Here is an 18,548-nt window from a genome sequence, read left to right on the forward strand (position 1 = left end):
CTGAGTAAAAAGAAACCGTACGATTCTGAATGGCACGGTCTTATTATACCGGTTCCCTGAGCGGATTCGACCGGTCAGTAGAAAAGAAGCCCGATGATTACCTTGAAAAGCGGTTCGGCTGGTGATGAGTGTGCTGGTTTATGCGATGATTTCATCAATGGGGTGACCGAAATCCATTTCAATACGCTTATGGCCGGGCACTTCCAGCAGGCGGGCGTTCAGGCCAAGCTGTTTCATCAGGGTGGCATGCACGTCGGTCACATAATGTGGTTTTTCCACAGCGTGGAAGCCGAGTTCATCCGTTGCCCCGTGTGCAACGCCCCCTTTCAGTCCACCGCCGGCCATCCAGATTGAGAATCCGTACGGATGGTGATCGCGGCCATTACTTCCCTGGGATCCGGGGGTCCGTCCGAATTCGGTGGCGAAGACGACGATCGTATCTTTGAGCAGGCCGCGGCGTTTGAGGTCTTTCAGCAGACCGGCAGCAGGCTGATCAACCTGTTTGGCCAGTTTGGAATGACTTTTCTGGAGGTTGGAGTGCGAATCCCAGGCACCGGCGGCACCAGGCCCGTGCATGATCTGGATGAATCGAACTCCCTTTTCGACGAACCGACGGGCTGCCAGCAGTTGCATGCCAAACGGTTTGGTCTCCGGGTTGTTGAGTCCATAGAGATCCTGGGTCTCTTTGGTTTCCTGATCGAAACGAATCACCTCCGGGACAGCGGTCTGCATGCGGAACGCCAGTTCGTAGGATTTCATGCGTGCCTGTAGCGTAGTATCGTTCGGATACTGTTCGGCACTGAGTTGATTCAACTGGTTGACCAGAGAAAACTCAATCTGCTGTTCCCGGTGAGAAAGATCCAGTTCCGGCTTGGCATAAGGGAGCGGGTTTTTAGGGTCGACTTTCAGAGGAACGGAATCATAGGCGGGGCCCAGGTAATGACCGTCGCGTACGTCAAAGAAACGCGGCCCCATATTAATGAACTGTGGCAGGTTCTGGTTTAGAGTGCCGAGCCCATAGTTGACCCAGGCACCAATGGTAGGTACACGCCCATCGAGCATGTGACGGCCGGAATGGAACTGCACCTGGGCACCGTGGTTGTCATCGGTCGTCCACATTGAACGCACGATCGAAATATCATCGACGCAGCCGCCGATATGGGGGAACCAGTCGCTGACTTCGATTCCACTCTCGCCATACTTTTTATAGCCGACCTGCAACGGATAGATTTTATTACGCTGCTGACCATTGGCATCATTGACGACAACCACTCGGACTTTTTTCAGCTTTTCCGGGTCCTGGACGTCTTTCCAGGGAGTTTCACTGATCGATTTCCCCTCGTATTTGGTGAGCATCGGCTTGGGATCGAAGCTCTCCATATGACTGACGCCACCTCGCATGAACAGCCAGATCACACTTTTGGCTTTGGGAGGAAAGTGCGGTTGTCCGGTCGGCGGATGATGTCCGGAGGCCTGCGCCTCTTCCTGCAGCAGAGAAGCCAGAGAGATCCCAGCCAGTCCGGACCCCAGGCTGCCCATAAAATGACGGCGGGGTAACGGGCTTTGTGTCTGATCAGTATATGATGGATGATTCATGAGGCACCTTCAGCGAATGGTGATGAAATCATTATGATTGAGTAAGGCGTGAACCAGGTTTTCGCGGGAGCGCCAGAGCGGCTCTTTCTGCCCGGAAGTCTTGAGCACGGATTGCATTTCCCCCAGTGCCTGTAGACAGAGTGACTGGGCCTCGGCCGTCGGTTCGACACACAGAATCAGTTCATAGGCTTGCTTGACGAATTCCTCGTCATTGGCTTCGGGAGCCTGTTTTCGTAATCGAGCTGTGATTTTACGTGCCATCTGCAGGGAAACTTTACTGTTTGCCAGAGCCAGTGCCTGCTGGGGAACAACGCTTTCCTGGCGACGATAACAGGCAAAGATGTCAGCAGCATCAAACATACTCAGGAATTTTTCCTGGGAGTCACGAGAGTAAGTGAAGTACAGGCTGCGGCGTTTGCTGTCTGTATTTTTATTGGGATCAATAGTCGGGCCACCCAGCGTCAGATCCAGTTCTCCGGCCAGGGAGAGCAGGCTGTCACGGATGACTTCCGATTCCATGCGGACAGTATTCCGACGCCAGTAATACGCATTGGCTGAATCGGATTTGAGTGTCTCTGGGTCGGCATCGCGGGTCGAACTGCTGAGTTGATAAGTATGTGAAGTGACCATCAGGCGATGCAGGTGTTTCATGCTCCAGTTGTGTTCCATGAAATCGACTGCCAGCCAGTCCAGCAGATCCTGATGTAGCGGCTGTTTGGAACGCAGGCCGAAGTCGGTTACATCTTCTACCAGTGGCTGACCGAAGTGCCTCAACCAGATGTGGTTGACGGCCACGCGGGCAGTCAGTGGATTCTGGCGATCAGTGACCCAGCGGGCGAAGGCAGTGCGTCGGCCAGTGCTGGTTGTGGGGTAAGGCAGTGAACGGGAAGCTTCCGTTTCAGCTGGTCCTTCCAGAGCCTTACGCGAAGCACGAACCCGCGTGTATTTCTCACCTGGTTCCTCAATCGCTTTCCGGGCTGCCTGCAGTTTGCTGTCGGCGGTCTGAATCTCTTTGTCCAGTTTTTTCTGATCTGCAGCCTTAGTGGTCGCTTGCCGTTTTTCCTGCAGCTGAACCAGTTTCTCTTCTGCCTGAGCCAGCTCATACTGACGGGCCGCCAGAGCGGCAGCGCGTTTCAATTCGGTCTGTTTCTCTTCGGAGAGATCAGAATATGCGGCTTTGTCTGCGGCGAATGCAGCCTTTAGAGAGGCTTTATAAAGTTTTGCCGACTGCAGGGCCGCTGCTGAGGTTCTGGTCCTGGCCTGCGCGACTTCCAGGCTCGGTTTGGCTGGTTGTTTACCTTGAATCATTTCTGCATCAGCTGGCAGGGGGATAATCTTGACAGAATCGAATTCCGCGGCAGCATCGAATGCCAGCAGATCGATTTTCCCGGCTTCCCGTGCCATTGGTAGCGTATAAGCGATTGCATGTTCGCCATTGAGGGCGATATTGACCAGCTGATCGCGAACTTTGATCTCCAGCTCATAGTTCTCATTCAGGTTGACTTCGCAGGCGTGGCGACCATCAGAAGGATAGATGGACTTCGCATCTTCTTTATAGCTGACCTGTAGCTTGGAACCGGGCTGGACCGCACTCAGGTAGATCATCTTTTCACGATCTCCATTAACATCGAATGCGAGACCAACTGACCGCCATTTATCACCACCCGTAGTTTTAAATTTGAATGTGGCTTGGAAGTCCTCCGGGTGAGTCGTCCTGGATCGCAGGTAAGCGCGACCGTAACCGGTTTTTGTCTGGATCAGTTTACCATCCTGATAGGCCCATTGTCCGGGACCGAGTTCCCAGAGTTCCGTATTGGCTTTTGCAAAATCGTCGATCAGAAAGGGTTGGGAGGGAACAGGTGATTTTGTTTGAGCAACCTGAGACCGGGCTGTCTTTTCCAGTTCCGCCAGTTGCTGTTCCGCTTTCTGATGACTGCTCTGTGCTGCAGCGATTTTCGCGTCAGCGGCTTTTAACTGGTCTTTGATAACAAATTCCTGCAGGGCAGGATGATGTGCGGTCGCGGGGAGAGAGACCGGTGCAGGCTTATATTCTCGGAACGTGAAAATCTCCGGTGTTGCAGGCGGCATGGCCTGACTTTCGTCCGGATCTTTTTCGTTACCCCGGACATGCACGTAGGTCTTGGCATCATTGTGTGCATCGAAGATCCGCGGGAGCCCGTCTTGTTCCAGATCGGTGACTCCCGGAACGGGATCCAGGCGGACCTGATATGGTTCGAAGATGGCCCGCATCTGGTAATAGTCGTGATGCGTCAGAGGGTCATACTTGTGATCATGACACTTGGCGCAGTTCATGGTTAGTCCCAGAAACGCTTTCGATGTATGTTCGAGGGTGCTGTCCAGCCAGGTCGTGCGGTTAAACAGGTAATAGTGCCGTGCGAGGAAGCCGGTCGCCCGCAGTGCATCGTGATCGGTCGGCTTGAGTTCGTCTGCCGCCAGCATGTCCTGCACCATCTCGGCGTAACTGCTGTCGTTATTCAGTGATTCAATTATCCAGTCCCGCCAGTGCCAGATATGCTTTTGGCTGTAACGTAACTGTTTTCCCAGACCGTACCAGTCAGTATAGCGCCAGATATCCATCCAGTGTCTGCCCCAGCGCTCTCCGTATTGGGGACTGGCCAGCAGGCGATCGACGGCTTTTTCATAGGCTTTGGGATCGGTGTCGTTTATGAATTGAGCGATCTCTTCCGGTGAAGGTGGCAGGCCGATCAGATCCAGATAGACACGTCTGAGTAAAATTCGCCTGGAAACCGGAGCGACCGGGGTCAGATTCTGAGTCTGTTGTTTTGCCCCCAGGAGGGCATCAATCGGATTCGAATGATTTCCTGCAGGTAGTTTAGATTTGACGGGAGGCTGGAAGGCCCAGTGGTCTTCCGGACGTCCGGGTATGGTCTCGACCGGCGACTCTGCCCCCTGCTCAATCCAGGTTTTGATGAGTTCGATCTGCTTAGTTGAGAGACGTGCACCTTCCTCGGGCGGAGGCATCTGTTCGTCTCCCTCTGCCATGATCCGGTAGAGCAGCAGGCTGTCATCTGGTTTGCCGGGAACGAGGGCCGCTCCGCTGTCACCGCCGTTGAGCATCAGCTCGCGGGTTTCGACGCGCAACTCGGCTTCCTGCTTCAGCGCACTGTGGCAGGCATAGCATTTTTCGGTCAGCAGTGGTTTGATCTGTTTCAGGTAGTCAACTTTCTCCGCAGCCTGTAAAGCAGGCGTTGAGACAGTGATCAGGGTTAAAAATCCCAGAACTGAAACGACACGAACAGGTTCAGGCAATCGTATTTTCATACATTAATATGTACCAAGGAATCGGGAGGTGAGTAAGTCCTTACTTTTGATTTTTATATATTATATATATTTTTCTTTGTATATTTTATACAAAATAGAGCCAGTCGCAGTGATAATCGGCAAACACAGTGGCCCTTTCCCATCTAGCGACAACTCAGCCAGGTGGGAATAGAGGTAGCAGGTCCTAAGTATCAGTCCCTAAACAGCCTTGCAGTCCGCATTCAGCACGTCTACTATTGCGGAACACTAACGATTCTGAATTGCCGGGAATACAACACATTTCCACCGAGACAGTGCTCAAATCGGGTTCTGTTTGCAGGTTTTAGTGATCCCTGGCGGCTCAACATGCGTTGTGCTCAAGGAAGTCAATTCGATCAATAACGGGGTCTGCTTTTCTGTGTCAGACTCCAGCACCAGTGAATAATGATAAGGAATTCGATCATGGCCGATGATTCCACGATGGGTGAGGAACTGAAACCGGGAGCCGGGCAGCACAAAGATGATGTCCCCGACCGTATCTATCTGATTTCCTACCCCAAGATTGTGTTTCTCTATCCAACCCTGATCGTCTCAATCGCTGCTGCGATTTTTATGACCTTTGCTGGGGAATCAGCGTATGTAGGCGGTAAATCGGAACATACGGCTGAAGTCATGGCCTTGATCTTTCTGGGTGTCTTTGGCTTTAATCTGACAGTACTGGCGTTTGACTTTCCCCGCACCACGTCGTTGACTCTGTTCTTCCTCGGCGTGGCTCTGTTTATGGGGGCCTGGATGATCCTGCGGTTTAACCCGGAAATTGTCCCCGCACTGTCGAATTTCCTGAAAAGTCTGCGTCCCTGGGCCAATTCTCAGATGTACTGGATGTTCTCTGGGATTCTGGGGCTGATCTTCATCTGCGTGGGCATCTATGTTCGCTTTGACTATTGGGAAGTTCGTGGTAATGAACTGCTGCATCATCATGGATTCTTGAGCGACCTCGAACGATTCTCGGCTCCTAACCTGAAGATTGACAAGGAAATCAGCGATATCTTTGAATATCTCCTGCTGCGTTCCGGTCGACTGGTACTGCATCCTCGGAATGAGCCACGGGCCATTGTGCTGGATAATGTTCCCTTCATTTCTAAAAAGGAAAAGCAGATTACCCGGATGTTGGGGGCCCTGCAGGTTCAGCTGCGACCGGACAGCAATTAAGTCATTTGCTGCTGAACCAGATCACACGTTTGTGTGTCGATACCAGACGCGCGTGTGATTTCAAGCTGATTGAAATCAGTTCATTCTCGGTTAATATGTACGTCTTTAGAGTAAGCATCGTTCGCCCGATTATCCGGGTGACTTCAGGAGATTCTGGCAATGGGTAAAAAGGGAAAGAAGAAAGCTTCGAAAGAAGATCCCAATTCGCGTACCGTCTGCCAGAATCGTAAGGCCCGCCACAATTACGAGATTCTGGATACACTCGATTGCGGGATCATGCTGGCGGGGAGCGAAGTCAAAAGCATCCGCGCGAACAAAATCTCCATCGAAGAGGCGTTTGCCCGCGTGCAGGATGGGGAAGTCTGGCTCTTTAACTGTGATATCGCGCTGTATCCGCAGGCGAACACAATGAATCATCAGACCCGGCGTCCCCGGAAGCTGCTGATGAAGAAAGCCGAGATCCGCAAATTTGCTGAGCGGTCTGAGAACTCAAGTCTGACGCTGATTCCATTGACCGTTTATTTCACCCGTGGCCTGGTGAAGGTGAAGCTGGGAATCGCCAAGGGGCGTAAACTGCACGACAAGCGAGAGAAGCTCAAGAAAGATTCCGCTCGCATGGATATTCAACGTGCGATGCGCGCCCGCAATAACTAAAAAAGCCCCGGGGTGGTTTCCCCAGGGCTTTTCTACGAGTTATTTATGTTCTTACCCGGCTCAGTTTTGTGCTTTACTCGGATCGACGTAGAGTTTCAGATGAATCGTCTGGCCCTTCTGAGCTGCAGAACCTGGTACAGGAACCTGCTGATAAACCTGGTAGATCAGTTTGGGTTGTCCTGCAGGATCGCCTCGGTGAAACTGAGGTTTCAGGCCCATATCTTCCAGTACTTTTCTGGCGGATTTAAAGTCATGTCCGACCATATTCGGTACTTTAAAAGTAGCATGCTGAATAGGAGCGATCTGTTGCTGCGGAGCAGGTTGTAGCTCCTGACCGCCATCGGCTTGAGCGACCACTTTACCCTGGAGCTGATAGCCTTCCAGGTCCGGGGTAAATGGACTGTTTCCGAATACTGTAGCGATGATGCCTCTGGCTTTGTTCGCTTCCACTTTTTGGAAACTGTAAACAGTGGACTGATTCCCGCCTGGGTGAATTAACTGCACAGCTCGCGGCAGATACGTATTTGGATCCAACAGGACTTTGGCTTCCTGGTAATTTGCCGCATCTGCCCGCCGACGTGGTTTGACGGCGATGACAATTTGTTGTGGTGAGTTATCTATCAGTTTTAAATAATACCGTTGCTTAGCAGTTTTTGCAGGCATCCCGAACAGGAACGGCAGGGGGCCTTCCATGATATTGGCACCACGACGCTCCAGGGGGATCGGAAAGACTTCGTACGCTTTTTCATCTTCATCAATTTTGAAGATCCGATGTCCGTCACAGATCCATTTCTCATTTTCGCCAGGTTGTAATATGAAGGGTTTTCCTGTTTTGGGATTCACTTTACCCGGCTTGGCATTCTTACCAATTTTCATGCCGGTAATATCGATCCGGCCTTTATCTGGTTTCTCGTAATAGAATTTTCCCTCGGAGCGTTTTTCGACACAGAAAACATCGTCATACCAGATGCGAACATGTTCGCCTTCCAGTTTATTGATTTTGCCTGATTCCTTTTCCCACTTCGCCAGAATGTCTTCTAACGCTTTGGGGAGTTCCTGGACCTGCATTACTGCGTCGGCCGGGTCGGGGCGTGGTTTTCGCTGATCGACCTGCGCTTCAAGAGACGCGGTCACAAGCAGTGTCAGCATCGCCCAGGAGAATAACGTGAGAGCACTTTGGTGTAAGACAGGTTTTGACTTCATTTGATATCCAAATCCTTCCCTGAATTGCAGGTCTGGCTTGAGGCCCGATGAGATTTCGCAATCCGTACTTGTGTAGTAGACAGGTTCATCTGAAAGGTGGGGATGGTTTTAATTGTTGGGTTTCTGAAATGGTGTGGGATTTTATCAGGATAGAGAGATCCTGACCACGTGTGTTTGTGGAACAAATTTACCAGGGGGCTTCCATAAGTTGAACAATCTGATTGGCCAGCTCATCGGTGACTCTCTGGGTCGCTGTCGCCAGGGATTGCCCGACTTCCGGTGCAAACGAAGCCTGGGAAACCAGGTTGACGACATCGGCTGTAATGGGAACCTGCTGTTGTGACAGGATTTGGCCACTTCGCATATCTTCCCAGGTGACATCCACGACAAACTCCAGATTCAGATTACGAGGATCGTCATTTTGAGTGGTTCCCAATACTGATTTATTGATTTTCCTGATGGTCCCGGTAAGCCGGGTATCTGCTTCCACGCCTTTGGCCAGTCGGAAGGGAGTTCGTGACTGAATCTTACGCTGCACGGCCTCGGTTAACTGGTACTCATATCCACGACGCAGAGTCTGATTTTCAAAAATAGGTACATACACTGTCTGTACATCGGGCTGATACGAATTGCCGACGGTGTAGCCGCAGCCTGGCAGGTTGACTGACAGCACCAGCAGCACGAACAGGTTGACCACAAAACGTTTCATAAACTAAGTCATACAGGGTGACACAATTCTGCCAGGCAGAGAGGTTTACAGTTGGATCCGTGCCGGTTCCGGTTCTCCGTCTGACGGAATTCTTCTAATCGGTTCGTCCAGTCCATCCAGTCTCAAACGGGCCGGTGGTTCAAGTCCCGTATCCTCAGCGGGTGCCTGCTCAGCAGGTGCTTTGGACGGGGTGGGAACCGCCTTGGGTTCGTCGCTGCCAAAACCGGGAATGCCCGGAAGTGAGAAGCGAGATGGTTCTGGTTCTTTTTCAGCTGACTTTTTCCCCGGTACCGCGTAATTGGCCCAGAGATGATTCGTATTATCGCGTCCCAGTTCGGCCAGCAGATCGCGGGCCTGATTGGCAAAGGGAGACGTGGGATAATGTTCGATCAGCAGGTTACAGTACACTGCAGCGGACTTGGGTTTGCTGCGACGCATCCAGTATTGAACGGTCTCCCACTCACGCTTCGCTTTTGCGTATTCGATTTTCTGGAGTTCCGTCTTCAGCCGTTGTTTGTCGGCGTTGGGGAACATCCGCAGTGTAGTCTCTTTCAGGTTTCCAGCATCGTCGAGCACGGTGGCATCGTAGCGGGGCCCCTGATAAGACATCAGTTTCACGTGCGTTCCCAACATGAAGGCATCCTTCAGGTGGGGGCTTTTTGGATATTCTTCACGCAACAGGCCGAATGTCCGGTCTGCATCCATGTAACGCCCCTTCTGCAGGTAGTGACTGGCAGTCAGCATGAGAGCGTCATCGGCCAGAGGACCGGTAGGGTCATGCAGCCAGATAGACTTGAGGGCTTCGAGAGCACGGTTTTCGGTATCAAACACAGGGCGACTGCGGTCAAACAGGTTTGGCACCAATGCCCAACGGCTACTGCGTTTCTTACCATCATCGGGCAGTTCGGGGGAGTCCGACCCCGGTTCCTCCAGGTTAACCTGCTGGACTTCACTGCCGGAAATGATCGAGGGATCCTGCAACCAGTGGCGTGCGATGGTAAACATCCGCTTGGTCGTCTGGTCTAGGTGGCGTGTAGAGGGGAAATCCACCAGCAACTGATCGTAGCTGTCCTGTGCCCAGGAATAGCGCTTCCGGGCAAACTGACACTCGGCGATCATGAACTGAGCGTCTTCTCGAATGGGATCGTTTTTGAATTTCTTGACGATTGCCTTGAATTCTTTTTCAGCCTCTTTGTAATTCTTGGCGTCAAACAATTCCTGGGCTTTTTTGTATTCAGTTGCACCAACACCAGGTTTGATGAAGTTGGAGTCCCGTTCTTTTTTCCACATCGCTGTCTGCAGTACGCGCTGCATGGGGCCGCGTACGTTGTCGATTGTGGGATCGTCGGTCACGCTTTTCTTAGACCAGGGTGGTTTCCATGCGGATAATCCGGTCGAACGGTCGCTGAACATGGCGCAGCCCGTGGCACTGACACAGACGCTGAGAATCAGAGCCTGAACTACAGTGCGGAATACGCGTGAAGTTTTATTAAGTCGATCATAAGTGGACATGGTCATCCGTGACTTCCACCTGAGGAAAATGAATTGATTACAGTTTGAGGTAGGACGCCATTTTGGGGCGACGCCCCAGGATATGGGACATGGTAGTTGACAGCAGGTGTCGAATCTCGCGTTGTTGTTGAAGGGACAGGTTCAGTCGCTGGGACAGTACCGTTTTTTCAGTTGACAGTTTCTGCAGTACCGAGATGGTTCCCCGCGAGACACGCACATTTCCGTGTCTCTGCTGTTCACAATCCCGGCAATACACTCCGCCATTATGGGCATCGTAGAGATACGCTTCAGCAGGCCCCAGTTCGCCGTTACAGCCGGCACAGTATTCGAACTGAGGAAGCTGACCGATCTCCTCTAATATGGTTAATTCAAATTTAATCAAAGGTTTCTGGAAATCGTCGTGTTCCTGCAGGTGCTGTATTGTTTCGCGGACTGCGTCGTACAACTCAGGGTGAGGATCGTACTCCTCAGTCAGAGCATCCAGCAGTTCTGCGATGTAATACCCCACATACAGGTGAGACAGGTTTCCAGGATAAGGTCGAAAACGATTCACGAGCTGGGCTTCGGTGAGAATATCGAGCCCGCCGGAAGATTTTCGGATGAAGACTATCCGACATGTGGCAAGTAAGTCAATAGCAGCCTCAAATGAGCTTTTCAGCCGCTTGGCACCTTTCGCCAGACACGCAGTTTTCCCAAAGTCCCGCGTAAACCAGGTAACTACTTTGCTCGACTCGCTGAAGTCGGCCAGTCGAATGATGATACCTTCCGTTTTTTCGTTTGACATAAAGCTGTAACTGCCGGGCGCTTTGAATTGGGATCGGAGGGCTGGTCAGAGGAGGTCTACCGCCTGGGGAAAGTGAAACTGTGATTCCTGAGCCAGGATTCATTCTGGGGTAATTTTAGAATGTCAGCATCGATTGTGGAAAGTGGAACTGACGGGAAATTCAGTTCTCAGAGGGGAATTAAAAAAGCCTGCGAAATACTTCGCAGGCTTTGGTGTTCAGATCACGGGGCGTGCTGTAGAGAGTCACGCAGGGAGTCTTTTAAAAGACGTCCAGATAGAAGTGATTGCCTTTATGGTAAGGACGTTCACTGGGGTAGAAGTTGTGCCAGTCTTTGTTGTAAACCGGGATTCTCATATTTTCCGGATAGCGGTAATAGAGATTGTCATAGCTCCCCTGAGGTCGCTGGAAGTTCTGGGGATAATAGACATAGGGGTAATAGTAGAATCGTTTCCAGTCGGTTGGTTGTCCGCGTCCGGCTGCCTGTGCATCAGCAGGGGAAAAAGACGTGGCCAACCCAACCACAAACAGGAACAACCCTGCGAGCATGAGACGCCGCACCATCATAGTTCTCTCCTTGCCGGTCGGTAGAATAAAGCGAACAGTCCACACAGGGCTGCCCGTAAATTTCAGCAGTCGGACTCCAGTGTCGGTACCGGGTTCCAGTTAATTCATCGGCCAGACCGGACGCATTACGACAGGAAACTTCGGCATAAACCGATTAATCGTCGTAATTGAAACTGTACGGGCGTAATCAACTGCGGCAGAGAACCTGACTCAGGCCAGCTTCGCAGTAGAAATTCCTTCCATGATCCAGTAATCGAGGGCCCGCAGGAGTTCGCGTCCCTGGTTTTGTACTGAATGCTGAGACGGATGTGGGAGTTGCACGTCCGCGCCTCTGGTTTTCCAGAGTCGCATCAGTCGCTGTGTGGACAGCGGCTGCTGAGTGTGGTGCGGATCCAGAAGAATCCGTTTCCCTGCGAGATTACCGGTTTCTTGATACTGGAAATCATGCTTGCTGAAATGTCCCTCCAGAAGAGCGGCTCCCGCAAACAGGTTCTCTGACTGCAGCAGCAGGCGGGTGGCAATTGAACAACCGGTGCCCTTCCCTGCCAGATAAATCCGGTCGGGATGGATGTGGAATACCTTTTTCAATTCTTCTACCGTCTGTTCTACCTGACTGAGAAACAACTCGATAAACAGCTGGCTGTCGGGCCAGCGATAGCCATTCTGTGGTGCTTTGGGATCGATGGCTGGAGCCCGGAAAGAAAGTCCCAGATAATTCCGGGTACTGATTTCAGGCATTACCGTATGCAGGTCGTGTTCAGAGCCACAATCAGGATGCAACCAGATCACGAGCGGATAAGCGTAACCGGCCTGGTAATGTTCCGGGCGGAACAGAGAAATATGCTTCAGGGGCAGATTCAGAGTGGTGTCTGTCTCCGAGGTCGGTTCCGAGTTGCTGCCTGAAGAATTGAGACGGTCTATCCCTCTGCTCTCTGTCTGTAAAACATGTTCAATCCATTTAAGACGTTGAGAATAATCCATTTTCATTTTGCTTTCAGTGAGTTAATCAGGGGGTAGTCTTAAATGTGGGGTTGTCTGGTAGGCTATTCCTGAGCCAGTTCGATCTCAGGTTTTTTCGTGGGATCAGGTGGGGACGTTGATCCGAGCACAGGCAGGTCAACGGCGGAGGCGACTTCGCTCATGGGGAAGTATTTCCCCGGGCAGGCGGTCGCTTTCACATCGCGGTGTCCCTGTACGTTCTGGCTGGAGATATTGTATTCCGCTTTGAGTACTCCCACGAGCTTCTTCACAGCAGCCATTTGTGCGTCTGTGGGAGGTTCATTTTCAAAATTTCCAACCAGACAGATCCCGATCCCTTTCTGGTTGTAGGCATTATTTCCCGCATGGGCTCCATGCATCTGCTCACGCCAGCGGAAGGTGGATTCGATCTCTCCGTCAGGCATACCATTGCCATTGCCAATCACGAAGTGATAACCGATTCCCAGCCAGGAATTACCGGATTTATCCTTTTTCTTGCTGTGCAGTTCGTGAATGCTTTCGACACTGCCTGAAGACGACGCAGTGTGGTGAATCACAATATATTCCCAGTCACGCACCTCTGATTCAGGTTTCCAGGGGTTGGACGGTTCGATTGCAATCGTCGGAGGCGTGGTGAACAGGGGCCCGGTAGGAGCTGGCTTTGCTGCTTGAGCCGGGTATTGAGGGGCTGGCATGGGAGCAGGGGAATTAATAGTTACAGGAGGCAGGGAGTTCCGTTGCGTACATCCCGCGATTTCAAAGGCTGGCAACATTGCAACACAACACATGATGATGCCCTTCATATTGCTGCCCTCCCTGACAGCCCCGCTGCTGATTATTTTCTTGAAAATAAGCTAAAGAATATTCCGTGTGTAATTTTTATAAGTCGGGACTGTAATTCCGAGCCGTTTTTGTGTCAATGCGGGGCACGCGGGTGCTTTGAGGCGGCGACCTGTCAGGCGACAATACATCCTGATTTGTTGATTTGTATCTGCCTGCGGAGCCGGTATTCCCTTGATTTTGAGCAGTAATTCTTTTGCTAGACTATCTAAATTGTCCATTCTTTTCAACAGGCGCGATTTTGAAGCAAAAATTGAATTCGCTTGATTTCGTCTCAAGTCCCGGAAATCCGCTCTAGGATCAGCAGTTGCTCCGCTTACTCAGTTGTAAATCCAATGATGAAGGCCGCGGCAGTCCAGTGGCGAAACCACTCGTGCAGATGAGCGACGAGATCTTCCGGATCCAGCAGTTTTGCTTCTACCAGCACGGCGATCGCTTCTCCGATTCTCACTCCCTCCTGCAATTGTGAAAGCAGTAAGTATTCAGGCTCGGAAATGCTCTCGCGTCGGACAATAAAGTTGCGGCGGGTGATCGCCAGCCAGGTGGTCTGGGGGGCCGGAATGGCTGGTTCTTCTGCCTTCCGGACACTGGTGATGAATTCGTGCGCAGGATAGTGGAACCGGCACAGTCGGAAGCAGGGCGCTAACTGCAGTTTCAGTTCAGGCCACTCTTCGGGAGAGAGGGAGTTCAGTTTTTCCGGTGTCAACAGAGGTGTCTGTTCGATGCCCGGTCCATCAAAGACTTCGCTGTAAAGTCGCTCCAGCGTTGCGACTTCCACGAGGAAATCGGTCCAGTCCGGTTCGTCTGTCTGTTCCCGAGCCGGTCTGTTTTCTGACAGGAATTCAGGGAACTGGGCGCCCAAATCCCCCAGGGTATAACTGGTTGAGGGGCATGACTGCAGATATTGCATGCAGAAAGCCCCAAACGCGGTCTCTCCCAGAACAGCGATCAGTGCCGGGTATTCCTCACTCAGGCATTCCAGTAACCGGGCGTAATAGGCGTTGGCATAGATTCCGATTCGTTCCTGACTGGTCAATTGACTGGAGCGGGTAATCACAGTTTCGAGTTCATCAGGATTCAGAGGGATCGCAGACTGCGCATCTTCTGAAGCAATTCCGTCCTGGATTTCTCCCGGCCAGGTAATTACAGCCTGCATCCAGCGCTGAATCTGATCCAGATGGCGAGGTTGCTGACTCATTCGAATTCCGCCGCGATAAATGCAGCCGGATGCGGGATTGCCTCAGAGTGGATAGACCCGCTTTCCGGGGGATCCTGAGCTGGAATGACCAGATTTTCATCCATGTATTGTCGAGCTTTTAAGACTTCCGCATGCACGGTCGGGAAAGGCGGAATGTCGGCGTCCCATTCCAGCAGTGTTGCCACGCCTCCCGTACGCTGATGTAGCAATTGAAACAGGTTCCAGACCGGATTGACCACATGGCCGTTGTGGGTATCAATCAGATGCGTGCCACAGTTCGTGTGGCCCGCCAGGTGACACTGCACGACGCGTTCTGCCGGAATTGACTCTACGTAAGCGACGGGATCAAATTCATGATTCACGCTCGAAACATAGACGTTATTGACATCCAGCAGCAGTCCACAATCGGCTTCTTCCGCCATGCGACAGATAAATTCACACTCACTCATGGTCGAATCCTGAAACTCAAGATAACTGCTCGGATTTTCGAGAATCAGGGGCCGTTCAAGAATCTCCTGAACAGTACGAATTCGTTCGACGATATGTGTCAGCGTCGCTTCAGTATAGGGAATCGGCAGCAGGTCGTGGGTGTTCCGACCTGCCACTCCCGTCCAGCAGACATGGTCTGAAATCCAGCGGGCGTTAACTGAGTCGGCCAGTTTTTTCAGTTTATGGAGATAGTCCCGATTGAGGGGATCAGTGCTGCCGATTGAGAGGGAGACCCCGTGCATAACGATCGGGTAGCGTTCTGCGATCTGCTCCAGAACGTGGCGGGGGCGTCCCTGCGAATCCATGAAGTTTTCGGAAATGATTTCGAACCAGTCGACTTGCGGCTGATGTTCAAGAATGTGTGAGAAGTGAACGGTTCGCAGACCGACTCCCAGTCCGAGGTTTTCATGTCCAAGACGCTGCTCTGTCATTCGTCTTTCCCTCTGAGCGATTTCCCGAGTGCTGTTGTGTTTACAGTGTGGTGATCTGGCTCAAAAAACAGGCCCCTGATCCAATGTGCTGGATGAGGAGCCTGGCGATTCTACTTTATGAGAGATTACTCTTTTTTAGGCTCTGGAGCGGGACCGACTTTCTTGCCGGCTTTTTCCATCGCTTTTTCGAATTCAGCGCGGGCCAGTTTCCAGGCACCTTCCATCAGCGGAATATGACAGCCCCCTTTTCCTTTACAGGAATTCATACCGGGGTTGGTGCCACAGCCACCCTGGCCTTTGCACTCATTCTGACCAGAGCAGGCATGCTCGGCGACAGAAGCACAGGCACCCAGGCCAGCACAGTCATTTTTGATGCCTGCGTTAGTTCCTTTGCAGGTATTCAGTCCACGACAGACGTGTGGCTCTTTCATCAGCAGGCTGACATCTTTATTTCCCTTTGCTGCTCCTGCATCATCGGCATGATCGTGGTCGTGATCATCGTGTCCCTCCGAAGTCGAGCTACCGGCTTCTGGCGTCTGAGGGGCTGGTTCTGACTTTGGCTGGCAGCCCGTCATTGAGCCAGCGACCATCCCACCAAAGGCGGCGAGTGTCATTCGATTAAAATCACGTCGATTGAGATCAGGGCGTTTCATGGAATACCTCAACGTTTCTATCGCAGGAAAGAATGAAATTTCAGACAAGGAGTTAAGACTAAAACCCGCTCCTCAATTGTTCTGTGAGTTATCTCACATTTGACTCTGAATTTAAACTGCGGATACGGGAATTCAAAGAAAAATCCCCCTTCTCCTGCTCTCAAAGTCTGCGCTGTAAACTCCATGAATTTCAGAGTTTGAGTATTCAAGTCACAGGCAAGGCCTGCCTGCTGGAACTGCTTTTGTAAGCTGCTTTACAGTCCCTGGCGCACAGAAAGACGATCTTCATCACAGACGGATTTATGACAAAATTATCCAATAAAATTTCAATACTTTACGTATGAAGTATGTTGACAACTCTGAAAAAACTACCGACACAACCTACCCTGCAAAAGCTGTCGCACTGTGAAACTGGGGGAGATAAATCCCCTGCGTTATCCTCAGTGTTTATCTGAGCTTACGAATCGTTCTAAACCTCAAATCAATTACAAAAATCTGATCCAGAATAATCCTGCAAACTGAACGAATCATCAAATCTGTCCGATATGTAAAGCGTGCAGGAATTTTTGGGCTACTATCATAAGGGATTGTTATGCGCGCCAGGAACTTACTCGTTCTGACATTAAGTTTTGTTTTTCTTCAGTCTTTCACTCCCGCCTTAAGAGCGGATGAAATCAGCTGGCAAACCAACCTGAAGCAGGCTGCCCTGCAGGCCCGTGCTCAGGAAAAATCGATGTTCATTCAGATTGGAGCCAGCTGGTGTGGCTACTGTCATAAAATGGATAAGGAAACCTTCAAAGATCAGAAGGTAATTAAGCACATCAATTCCTGCTTCATCCCTCTTCGCGTGGATGCAGATGAAAATCCGGAATTCGTAGAAGCCATCGGTGTCGCCGGTCTGCCTACAACGGTCATTATTTCTCCCGAGCTGAAGGTGGTCAAAAAGCTGTCAGGTTATGTGGCTGCCCGCGAAATGTCGGGACACCTGCAGAAAATCTGCCTGGTAAATCATGAGCAGGCTGCTCCTGCGAAAACCCAGACAGCCGAAATCAAGAAAATGAGCCAGAAGGAAGTGACTCCCGAGTTTGCTTTCAAACGGGTCTGTCTGGTCAGCATGCTCGACGATCAGGAGCTGCGGGAAGGGAATGCGAAGTTCACTTCAGAATTCAAGGGACGTAAGATTTGCTTTGCTTCGCGTGAACATAAACAGAGGTTTGATGCGAACCCGATGGAATACTGGCCGGCTTTCGATGGCCAGTGTCGTGTATCGAAACTGGAACGAAATCAATCTGTCGAAGGTGATCCCTACGCAGGGGGCGTCTATCGGGAACGTCTGGTGTTCTTCTCCAGTGATGCAGAGCGGGAACGCTTTACATCAAATCCCTCTTATTACCTGGCACGGTAATTAAAAAACACCTGACAGCTTTCTTCAACTCAGGTTGGAAGAGAGAGGAAGAACAGACGCTGCCAGGTGTTGCCAATAATCAATGTATTCAGACAGCCTGAAACCAAACTGGTCTCAGGCTGTTTTTTTGTTGCTTGGCTTATTTCACGGTTTCAATTGATTGAGGATCGAGCCAGACGAAATTGCCTTTAGATGCAATTTCTTTACCTTTGACTTTGACCTTCAAGCTCTCAAAACGGCTGTCATACAGGCGGGGATGAGATTTGTGAGCACCTTCGATCACATAGATCTTTCCATCCTCGCTTTTAACGGCGAGACCCAGTTCACCGGGATCCTGTTTAGGATGTACGCCAAACTGACAGGCGGCACAACCGGTGGTTCCAGTGACTGAGACTAGCTGTGATGCAGCATCCGTGGTGCTGCTGGTGCTGGTGTCAGCTTTGAGTTGGGAAATATATTTATCAGGACTTGCCTGGAATTTCTGCATGACGGCTTCACTGGGAAACTGATAACGCATGCCTTTATGGATGGCGGTAAACTTCGCTTTACCCGGCACATCTTTTCCACCATCGACCTTGCAGACGATGCATTTTCCGTCACAGGCTAGATCGACGTCTGAGTATTTTGCAGGTGCTTTATCAAATACGGCTTTGATCTGTTCGTTGGGGAACAGAAAGACGCGTCCCTGGTAAAAGCTGATGTGATCGACGGTTCCCGGATTGCGATGACCATCATGATGGGCATAACAGACGGTGCAGTCACCCTTGAGTGCCGGCACATACTTTTCGGGGCTCGCCTCGAATTCCTGTTTCACTTTTTCAGATGGAAAAAGATAAGTCTGGCCATCGAAGACCACCTTGAATTCCGGTTTCCCTTTGACAATTTTCTTTCCATTCACCAGACAGACGGCACAGTTTCCATCTAATGCAACGGGAGCTTCTTTGGCTTCCACGGCATGGCTGAGCATGACAGTTGATGCCAGAAATGCTGCCGTTAAAAATACGCGGACCAGATTCATTCGTTTCTCCTGAAAAATA

Annotated in this window: 16 protein-coding genes; 3 read left to right on the forward strand and 13 right to left on the reverse strand. The window is 51.2% G+C overall.

The window, feature by feature from the left end; genetic code table 11:
* Positions 1–138 precede the first annotated feature (138 nt).
* Together F1728_RS18830 and F1728_RS18835 are read right to left on the reverse strand one after the other, a co-directional pair.
* Entirely contained in the window at positions 139–1,596 is a 1,458-nt protein-coding gene (locus F1728_RS18830; protein ID WP_155365386.1) for a DUF1501 domain-containing protein, read from the reverse strand.
* Positions 1,597–1,605: 9 nt separating this feature from the next.
* Positions 1,606–4,887: a PSD1 and planctomycete cytochrome C domain-containing protein gene (locus F1728_RS18835; RefSeq protein WP_228030236.1), complete on the reverse strand. Its 3,282-nt coding sequence runs from the start codon at positions 4,885–4,887 to the stop codon at positions 1,606–1,608.
* Between the two features lie 453 nt (positions 4,888–5,340).
* On the opposite strand from F1728_RS18835, the gene F1728_RS18840 reads away from it, so the two are divergent.
* The gene (locus F1728_RS18840) at positions 5,341–6,090 is read left to right on the forward strand and encodes an FHIPEP family type III secretion protein (protein WP_145043996.1); all 750 of its coding nucleotides are present in this window, start codon (positions 5,341–5,343) and stop codon (positions 6,088–6,090) included.
* A 159-nt stretch (positions 6,091–6,249) separates the two neighbouring features.
* Positions 6,250–6,744 (forward strand): SsrA-binding protein SmpB, encoded by a 495-nt coding sequence (gene smpB, locus F1728_RS18845; RefSeq protein ID WP_145043994.1) that lies wholly within the window; start codon positions 6,250–6,252, stop codon positions 6,742–6,744.
* A 60-nt stretch (positions 6,745–6,804) separates the two neighbouring features.
* Here smpB and F1728_RS18850 read toward each other — a convergent pair whose 3' ends face one another.
* The 10 genes from F1728_RS18850 to F1728_RS18895 form a co-directional block, all read right to left on the reverse strand.
* Positions 6,805–7,947 carry a PASTA domain-containing protein gene (locus F1728_RS18850; RefSeq protein ID WP_155365388.1) on the reverse strand — a complete coding sequence of 381 codons (1,143 nt, stop codon included), beginning with the start codon at positions 7,945–7,947 and terminating at the stop codon, positions 6,805–6,807.
* Positions 7,948–8,134: 187 nt separating this feature from the next.
* Positions 8,135–8,656, reverse strand: a complete 522-nt coding sequence (lptE, locus tag F1728_RS18855) for an LPS assembly lipoprotein LptE (RefSeq protein WP_145043990.1) — start codon at positions 8,654–8,656, stop codon at positions 8,135–8,137.
* Positions 8,657–8,701: 45 nt separating this feature from the next.
* Entirely contained in the window at positions 8,702–10,174 is a 1,473-nt protein-coding gene (bamD, locus tag F1728_RS18860) for an outer membrane protein assembly factor BamD (protein WP_155365389.1), read from the reverse strand.
* A 31-nt stretch (positions 10,175–10,205) separates the two neighbouring features.
* Positions 10,206–10,952 carry a DNA repair protein RecO gene (gene recO, locus F1728_RS18865; RefSeq protein WP_155365390.1) on the reverse strand — a complete coding sequence of 249 codons (747 nt, stop codon included), beginning with the start codon at positions 10,950–10,952 and terminating at the stop codon, positions 10,206–10,208.
* Positions 10,953–11,211: 259 nt separating this feature from the next.
* Positions 11,212–11,514, reverse strand: coding sequence for a hypothetical protein (locus F1728_RS18870; protein WP_155367427.1), 303 nt, complete (start codon positions 11,512–11,514; stop codon positions 11,212–11,214).
* Between the two features lie 213 nt (positions 11,515–11,727).
* A complete protein-coding gene (locus F1728_RS18875) occupies positions 11,728–12,498 on the reverse strand; it encodes an alpha/beta hydrolase (RefSeq protein WP_155365391.1) in 771 nt (256 codons plus the stop codon).
* Between the two features lie 62 nt (positions 12,499–12,560).
* Entirely contained in the window at positions 12,561–13,298 is a 738-nt protein-coding gene (locus F1728_RS18880) for a peptidoglycan recognition protein family protein (RefSeq protein WP_228030238.1), read from the reverse strand.
* 353 nt (positions 13,299–13,651) lie between these two features.
* Positions 13,652–14,533 carry an HvfC/BufC N-terminal domain-containing protein gene (locus F1728_RS18885; protein ID WP_155365392.1) on the reverse strand — a complete coding sequence of 294 codons (882 nt, stop codon included), beginning with the start codon at positions 14,531–14,533 and terminating at the stop codon, positions 13,652–13,654.
* Positions 14,530–15,453 carry an MNIO family bufferin maturase gene (gene bufB, locus F1728_RS18890; protein ID WP_155365393.1) on the reverse strand — a complete coding sequence of 308 codons (924 nt, stop codon included), beginning with the start codon at positions 15,451–15,453 and terminating at the stop codon, positions 14,530–14,532. Before bufB ends, F1728_RS18885 begins: the two co-directional genes overlap by 4 nt.
* A gap of 125 nt (positions 15,454–15,578) precedes the next feature.
* Entirely contained in the window at positions 15,579–16,106 is a 528-nt protein-coding gene (locus F1728_RS18895; protein WP_145043977.1) for a hypothetical protein, read from the reverse strand.
* A 592-nt stretch (positions 16,107–16,698) separates the two neighbouring features.
* Here F1728_RS18895 and F1728_RS18900 point away from each other — a divergent pair.
* Entirely contained in the window at positions 16,699–17,511 is an 813-nt protein-coding gene (locus tag F1728_RS18900; RefSeq protein ID WP_155365394.1) for a DUF255 domain-containing protein, read from the forward strand.
* 139 nt (positions 17,512–17,650) lie between these two features.
* Here F1728_RS18900 and F1728_RS18905 read toward each other — a convergent pair whose 3' ends face one another.
* Positions 17,651–18,529 (reverse strand): YHS domain-containing protein, encoded by an 879-nt coding sequence (locus tag F1728_RS18905; RefSeq protein ID WP_155365395.1) that lies wholly within the window; start codon positions 18,527–18,529, stop codon positions 17,651–17,653.
* Positions 18,530–18,548: the final 19 nt, after the last annotated feature.

Source organism: Gimesia benthica, assembly GCF_009720525.1.
In the GTDB taxonomy this organism is placed as follows: Bacteria; Planctomycetota; Planctomycetia; order Planctomycetales; family Planctomycetaceae; genus Gimesia; species Gimesia benthica.